At 70.9% G+C, this 6,760-nt stretch carries 7 protein-coding genes and 1 pseudogene; 1 reads left to right on the forward strand and 7 read right to left on the reverse strand.

All coding sequences use genetic code 11. The features are described 5' to 3' along the window. Nucleotides 1-74: 74 nt before the first annotated feature. From ABTZ89_RS33275 to ABTZ89_RS33305, 7 genes and pseudogenes are all read right to left on the reverse strand, one after another. A pseudogene (locus tag ABTZ89_RS33275) lies at nt 75-185 on the reverse strand (sirohydrochlorin chelatase); the annotation flags it as partial. A 2-nt stretch (nt 186-187) separates the two neighbouring features. Beyond that, nucleotides 188-1,525, reverse strand: coding sequence for a sulfate adenylyltransferase subunit 1 (locus ABTZ89_RS33280; protein WP_270952087.1), 1,338 nt, complete (start codon nt 1,523-1,525; stop codon nt 188-190). An 86-nt stretch (nt 1,526-1,611) separates the two neighbouring features. Further along, a complete protein-coding gene (gene cysD, locus ABTZ89_RS33285; protein ID WP_270952085.1) occupies nt 1,612-2,550 on the reverse strand; it encodes a sulfate adenylyltransferase subunit CysD in 939 nt (312 codons plus the stop codon). 17 nt (nt 2,551-2,567) lie between these two features. Further along, nucleotides 2,568-3,284, reverse strand: a complete 717-nt coding sequence (locus ABTZ89_RS33290) for a phosphoadenylyl-sulfate reductase (protein ID WP_351052289.1) — start codon at nt 3,282-3,284, stop codon at nt 2,568-2,570. After that, nucleotides 3,281-3,433 (reverse strand): hypothetical protein, encoded by a 153-nt coding sequence (locus ABTZ89_RS33295; RefSeq protein WP_270952083.1) that lies wholly within the window; start codon nt 3,431-3,433, stop codon nt 3,281-3,283. The genes ABTZ89_RS33290 and ABTZ89_RS33295 overlap by 4 nt, the downstream gene beginning before the upstream one ends. Beyond that, a complete protein-coding gene (locus ABTZ89_RS33300; RefSeq protein ID WP_351052292.1) occupies nt 3,430-5,127 on the reverse strand; it encodes a nitrite/sulfite reductase in 1,698 nt (565 codons plus the stop codon). Before ABTZ89_RS33300 ends, ABTZ89_RS33295 begins: the two co-directional genes overlap by 4 nt. A gap of 108 nt (nt 5,128-5,235) precedes the next feature. After that, entirely contained in the window at nt 5,236-5,328 is a 93-nt protein-coding gene (locus tag ABTZ89_RS33305) for a putative leader peptide (protein WP_351052295.1), read from the reverse strand. Between the two features lie 66 nt (nt 5,329-5,394). Between ABTZ89_RS33305 and hemW the strand changes: the two genes are divergently transcribed. Continuing rightward, entirely contained in the window at nt 5,395-6,624 is a 1,230-nt protein-coding gene (gene hemW / locus ABTZ89_RS33310; RefSeq protein ID WP_351052297.1) for a radical SAM family heme chaperone HemW, read from the forward strand. The last annotated feature ends 136 nt before the right edge of the window (nt 6,625-6,760 follow it).

The following is a 6,760-nucleotide window of genomic DNA, read 5'->3' on the forward strand; positions in this document are numbered from 1 at the left end:
CGGACGGTCCAGGGCTCACGAGGAGCCTCCTTCGGTCGGATCGATTGACTTCCACGGGTGTCTCACGCCCGAATTACGTCGAGGTCCGGGCGCAGCTCGCGCACCACGTCCAGCAGGGCGTGGATGGTCGCGGCCGAACGCGGGTCCCGGCTGCCGTGGGCGACTGCCACCAGAGGTGCCGCCATGGTCATTCCGCCGCGAACGGCGCCAGCGGCACCCCGATCAGGCCCGCGGCCAGCGTGGTTCCGTCGGCGGGGTCGATCACCAGGAACGAGCCGGTGCGGCGGCTGGCCGCGTAGGCGTCCACCGGCAGCCGCTCCGCGGTGCGCAGCTGCACCCGGCCGATCTCGTTGAGCTGCAACGCATCCGGACCATCCACACTGGACAGCTGCTGCTCGTCGAAGCGGGCCGACAGCTCGGTGACGATGGCCTGCACCGTGCGAGTACCGTGCTTCACCAGCACCTTCGCACCCGCCTTCAGCGGCTTCTCGGCCAGCCAGCACACCGTGGCGTCGAGCTCGTCGGTCAACTCCGGGGCGGAGTCGGCGGCGGCGATCAGGTCACCGCGTGAGATGTCCACGTCATCAGCCAGAAGCAGCGTGACCGAATGACCCGCCGCGGCACTGGGCTTCGCGCCGTTCGGTGTGTCCACCTTGGACACGCGCGTGCGCACCCCGGCCGGGAGCACCACGACCTCGTCGCCCTCGGCGACGATCCCGGCCGCCACCTGGCCCGCGTAACCCCGGTAGTCCGGGTGCTCGGCGGTGCGCGGGCGGATCACGTACTGCACCGGCAGGCGGAACGGCGCGTCGTGCGGGTCCGGCGCCACCGGCACGCTCTCCAAGTGCTCCAGCAGCGACGGGCCGTCGTACCAGGGCGTGTTCGCCGAACGCTCCACCACGTTGTCGCCGAGCAGCGCGGACACCGGGATGGTCACCACGGACTCGTCGCGGTAGCCCAGCGCGCGGGCGTGCTCGGCGAACTCGGCGGCGATGCGGGTGAACACCGCTTCGTCGAAGTCGACCATGTCGATCTTGTTGACCGCCAGCACCAGCTGCGGCACGCCCAGCAGCGCCAGCACCGCCGCGTGCCGCCGGGTCTGCTCGATGACGCCCTTGCGCGCGTCCACCAGCAGCACCGCCAGCTGCGCCGTCGAGGCACCTGTGACGGTGTTGCGGGTGTACTGCACGTGTCCGGGGGTGTCGGCCAGCACGAAGGTGCGCTTCGGGGTGGCGAAGTAGCGGTAGGCGACGTCGATGGTGATGCCCTGCTCGCGCTCCGCGCGCAGGCCGTCGACCAGCAGCGACAGGTCCGGCGTCGCCAGGCCGCGGTCGGCGCTGGCGCGGTGCACGGCGTCCAGCTGGTCGGCCAGCACCGACTTGGTGTCGTGCAGCAGCCGTCCGACCAGGGTGCTCTTGCCGTCGTCAACGGATCCGGCGGTGGCCAACCGCAGCAAGTCGGTCTGCACCGGCAAAGTCACCTCGGTGCCGCTGTCCGGCGCGGTGCGGGTGGTCGTCTCGGTCATTCGGGAACCCATTCCTGGTGGTTCGGCTCGGGGAGTGGGGTCGTGAGCGTTTCGGGGTGCCGCAGCGCCCCGAAACGCTCACGACATCAGAAGTAGCCCTCGCGCTTGCGGTCTTCCATCGCTGCTTCCGAGATGCGGTCGTCCGCGCGGGTGGCGCCGCGCTCGGTCAGGCGGCTGGCCGCGACCTCGGCGATGACGTCGTCCACCGTGTACGCCTCGGATTCCACTGCGCCGGTGCAGGATCCGTCGCCGACCGTGCGGTAGCGGACCGTCTTCAGCGACGGCACTTCGCCGTCGCGCGGACCGCCCCACGGGCCGGAGGTCAGCCACATGCCGTCGCGCTGGTAGACCTCGCGGCGGTGCGCGTAGTAGATGTCCGGCAGCTCGATCTTCTCCCGCTGGATGTAGCGCCAGATGTCCAGCTCGGTCCAGTTCGACAGCGGGAACACCCGTACGTGCTCGCCCGGACGGTGCCGTCCGTTGTAGAGGTTCCACAGCTCGGGGCGCTGGCGGCGCGGGTCCCACTGGCCGAAGGCGTTGCGCAGGCTGAAGATCCGCTCCTTGGCGCGGGCCCGCTCCTCGTCGCGGCGACCGCCGCCGAACACCGCGTCGAACCGGTTGTCGCCGATGGCGTCCAGCAGCGGCGTGGTCTGCAGCGGGTTGCGGGTGCCGTCCGCGCGCTCCTCCAGACGACCGTCGTCGATGTAGTCCTGCACCGACGCCACCACCAGCCGCAGGTCGTGCCGGGCCGCGATCTCGTCGCGGAACGCCAGCACCTCCGGGAAGTTGTGCCCGGTGTCGACGTGCAGCAGCGGGAACGGCACCGGTGCGGGCCGGAACGCCTTGAGCGCCAGGTGCACCAGCACCGTGGAGTCCTTGCCGCCGGAGAACAGGATCACCGGCCGGTCGAACTCCCCGGCGACCTCGCGGAAGATGTGGATCGCCTCGGACTCCAGCGCGTCGAGGTTGTCCACCTGCGGCGGTGCGTCGGTCAGCGGCTCGGCCGGCAGGTCGATTGCAGTCATGTCCTCTCCCAGGGGTCTCAGCCGTGCAGTCCGCACTCGGTTTTGGCGCTGCCCGCCCACCGGCCGCTGCGCGGGTCCGCGCCCGGGGCGGGTTTGGCGGTGCACGGTTGGCAGCCGATCGACGGGTATCCGGCCGCGACCAGCGGGTTCACCAGCACGCCGTGCTCGTCGATGTACTGCTGCATCTCCTCGTCCGACCACGCCGCCAGCGGGTTGATCTTGACCAGCCCGTTGCGCTCGTCCCAGGTGACGATCGGGGTGTTCGCGCGCGTCGGCGCCTCCACCCGCCGCACACCCGTCACCCACGCCTCGTAGCGGGCCAGGGTGTTGCGCAGCGGCACCACCTTGCGCAGGAAGCAGCAGCGGTTCGGGTCCCGCTCGTAGAGCCGCGGGCCCTCAGCGGCGTCCTGCTCGGCGACCGTCTGCGCCGGGAGAGCGTCGACGATGGTGACGTCGTAGACCTGCGCCACCGCGTCGCGGGTGCCGATGGTCTCGGCGAAGTGGTAGCCCGTCTCCAGGAACAGGACGTCCACGCCCGGTTTCGCCTTGGCCGCCAGGTCGACCAGCACCGCGTCCTGCATGTTCGACGCGACGATCAGCCCGTCGCCGAAGTTCTCCGCGGCCCAGCGCAGCGCTTCCTCGGCGCTGGCCCCGGCCAGTCGCGGGGCGGCTTCCTCGACCAGCGCCCGCAGCTCCTCGTCGCTGCGCCGGGTGCCGATGTTCGTGGTGGTCATCGCTGTTCCTCTCCCAAGGCCAACCCGACGAGCCGCACCGCGAAGACCCGCAGGCACGACAAGCACTTCCACGCCCCGGCCGGTTCGGCTTCGGGCGCCAGGTCCTCTTCGCCGCAGTACGGGCAGTAGAACGGTGCCGCCCGGCTCATTTGAGGTCGTCCTCGTCGGCGCGGGCGACCCACTGCGCGAACCGCTCGCCCTCGCCGCGCTGCTCCAGGTAGTGGCGGACCAGGCGCTCCACGTAGTCGCCGAGCTCGGCGGAGGTGACCTTGTGACCGCGGATCTTGCGGCCGAACCCGGCGTCGATGCCGAGCCCACCGCCCAGGTGCACCTGGAAGCCCTCCACCGGGTTGCCGTCGCCGTCGGGCACCATCTGGCCCTTCAAGCCGATGTCGGCGACCTGGGTGCGGGCGCAGGCGTTCGGGCAGCCGTTGAGGTTGATCGTCACCGGGTCGGCGATGTCGCCCTGGATGTCGGCCAGCCGCTTCTCCAAGTCGTGGACCAGGGCGATCGCCCGCTGCTTGGTCTCGACGATGGCCAGCTTGCAGAACTCGATGCCGGTGCAGGCGATCACGCTGCGCCGCCACGGCGACGGGTCGGCCTGCAGGCCCAGCTCGGCCAGGTCCGACACCAGTCCGTCCACTTCGGACCGCGCCACGTCCAGCACGAGCAGGTTCTGCTCCACGGTGGTGCGAACTCGCCGCGAGCCGGCGCGCTCGGCGGCCTTGGCCACCTCCATCAGCGTCGAGCCGCTGACCCGCCCGGCCTCGGACTTCACCCCGACGTAGAAGTTCCCGTCGACCTGCGGGTGCACGCCGATGTGGTCGCGCGCGCCGGTCGGCGTCTTCGGTGCGGGACCGTCGATCAGCTTGCGGTCCAGGTACTCGTCCTCCAGCACCTGGCGGAACTTCTCCGGGCCCCAGTCGTTGAGCAGGAACTTCAACCGGGCGCGGTGACGCAGCCGCCGGTAGCCGTAGTCGCGGAAGATCTGCACCACCGCGTGCCACACCTCGGCGACCTCGCCCAGCGGCACCCAGGCACCGAGGCGCACGGCCAGCTTCGGGTTGGTCGACAGGCCGCCGCCGACCCACAGGTCGAAACCGGGGCCGTGCTCCGGGTGCTCCACGCCGACCAGCGAGATGTCGTTGATCTCCGGAACCGTGTCCCAACGCGGCGAACCGCTGATCGCCGACTTGAACTTGCGCGGCAGGTTCGACAGCGACCGGTCGCCGATGAACTTCTCGGTGATCTCCTCGATCGCCGGGGTGGCGTCGATGATCTCGTCGGCGGCGATCCCGGCCACCGGCGAACCCAGCACCACGCGCGGGCAGTCGCCGCACGCCTCGGTGGTGGACAGCCCGACGGACTCCAGCTTCTGCCAGATCGTCGGCACGTCCTCCACCCGCACCCAGTGCAGCTGGACGTTCTGCCGGTCGGTGATGTCGGCGGTGTCGCGGGCGTAGGTCTGCGAGATCTCGCCGATGGTGCGCAGCTGCTCGGTGGTCAGCGCACCGCCGTCGATGCGCACCCGCAGCATGAAGTAGCGGTCGTCGAGCTCCTCGGGCTCGATCGTGCCGGTGCGCGCGCCCGGGATGCCCGGTGCGCGCTGGGTGTAGAGACCCCACCAGCGGAAACGACCCCGCAGGTCGGCCGGGTCGATCGAGTCGAAGCCGCCGTGGGCGTAGATCGTCTCGATGCGCTGCCGGACGTTGAGCGGGTTGTCGTCCTTCTTGGACCGCTCGTTGGCGTTGAGCGGCTCGCGGTAGCCGAGCGCCCACTGGCCTTCGCCGCGCGTCTTGCGCTTCCGGGCTGGGCGAGGGGCGGCTTCCGTCGGGGGGACCATGTCCGACCTCCGGGATTCAGGCGCGGTGACGCCGCGTGGAACCCCGTCGGTGACGGATCGCACTGCTCGGCGCCCCCGGCGCCGACTGGACAATGCAGCAGCGCGGGATCAACCCGTAGCGCGGCACAAACAGCTGGAGACCCGCCGCAGGTCCACGTAGCGGCGGGCGACCAGCAAAAGCGTCGGCAAGGTTGCGCCCATGTGAAGGAGCGTGCCACGCGCCCACCAGCCGGTCCAGGGCCATCCGAATGGTGAGACAGTGGTGCTGTGCCTGCTCAGCTGCCCACCGGCGAACCCGCGCCGGCCGATGGAACCCTGCCGCCCGAGGCCCTGACCGGACTCGGTTCGCGGCCCTTCGGGGTGTACGTCCACGTGCCGTTCTGCGCCACCCGCTGCGGGTACTGCGACTTCAACACCTACACCGCCGATGAGCTGGGCTCTTCCGCCGGTTTCGGCAGCTGGCTGGACGGTCTGAAGGCCGAGCTGGAGCTGGGTTCGCGGGTGCTCGCGCAGGGCGGTGCGCCGGTGCCGCAGGCGCAGACGGTGTTCGTCGGAGGCGGCACGCCGTCGCTGCTCGGAGCGCAGCGCCTGGGCGAGGTCGTGGACGCGATCCGCGCCACGTTCGGCCTGGCGGATGAGGCGGAGGTCACCACCGAGTCCAACCCCGAGTCGACCTCGCCGGAGTTCTTCGCCGCGATCCGCGACGCCGGGTACACGCGGGTGTCGCTGGGCATGCAGTCGGCCGCCGAGCACGTGCTGCGGGTCCTGGAGCGGCGGCACACCCCGGGCCGCGCGGTGGCGGCGGCCCGAGAGGCGCGCGCGGCCGGGTTCGAGCACGTCAACTTGGACCTGATCTACGGCACGCCGGGGGAGACCGACGACGACCTGCGCCGCTCGCTGGAAGCGGTGCTGAGCACCGGCGTGGACCACGTCTCGGCCTACGCGCTGATCGTGGAGGACGGCACGGCGATGGCCCGCAAGGTCCGCCGCGGCGAACTGCCGATGCCCGACGACGACGTGCTCGCCGACCGCTACGAGCTGATCGACCGGACCCTCGCCGAGGTGGGCCTGACCTGGTACGAGGTGTCGAACTGGGCCAGCGACGAGGAGGCGGCCTGCCGCCACAACCTCGGCTACTGGCAGGGCGGGGACTGGTGGGGCGCCGGTCCCGGCGCGCACAGCCACGTCGGCGGAGTCCGCTGGTGGAACGTCAAGCACCCGGCCCGCTACGCGTCCCAGCTGGCGGAGGGCAACTCGCCGGCGGCGGGCCGCGAGCGGCTGAGCGCCGAGGACCAGCGCATCGAGCGGGTCATGCTGGAACTCCGCGTGGCGGAAGGCCTTTCGATCGAGGCCCTGGACGAATCCGGAGTCCTCGCGGCGAAGCAGGCGGTGACCGACGGCCTCCTCGACCGGGAAGCCCTCACCGCGGGCCGCTGCGTCCTTACCGGCCGAGGCCGCCTCCTCGCCGACGGAGTGGTCCAACGCCTCATCGCCTGAGTGCGATCCCAACCCCTCGTCGCGCGCGCCGGTGCTGCAGGTGGTCACCGACCAGGATCAAAATTCCATTGAAATCGCACGTCCAATTTCAATGGAATTTGCGTCCCGTCGGCGTGTCAGATCCCGACACGCCGAC

The sequence above is a fragment of the Saccharopolyspora sp. NPDC002686 genome (genome assembly GCF_040295745.1).
GTDB classification, from domain to species: Bacteria; Actinomycetota; Actinomycetes; order Mycobacteriales; family Pseudonocardiaceae; genus Saccharopolyspora; species Saccharopolyspora oryzae.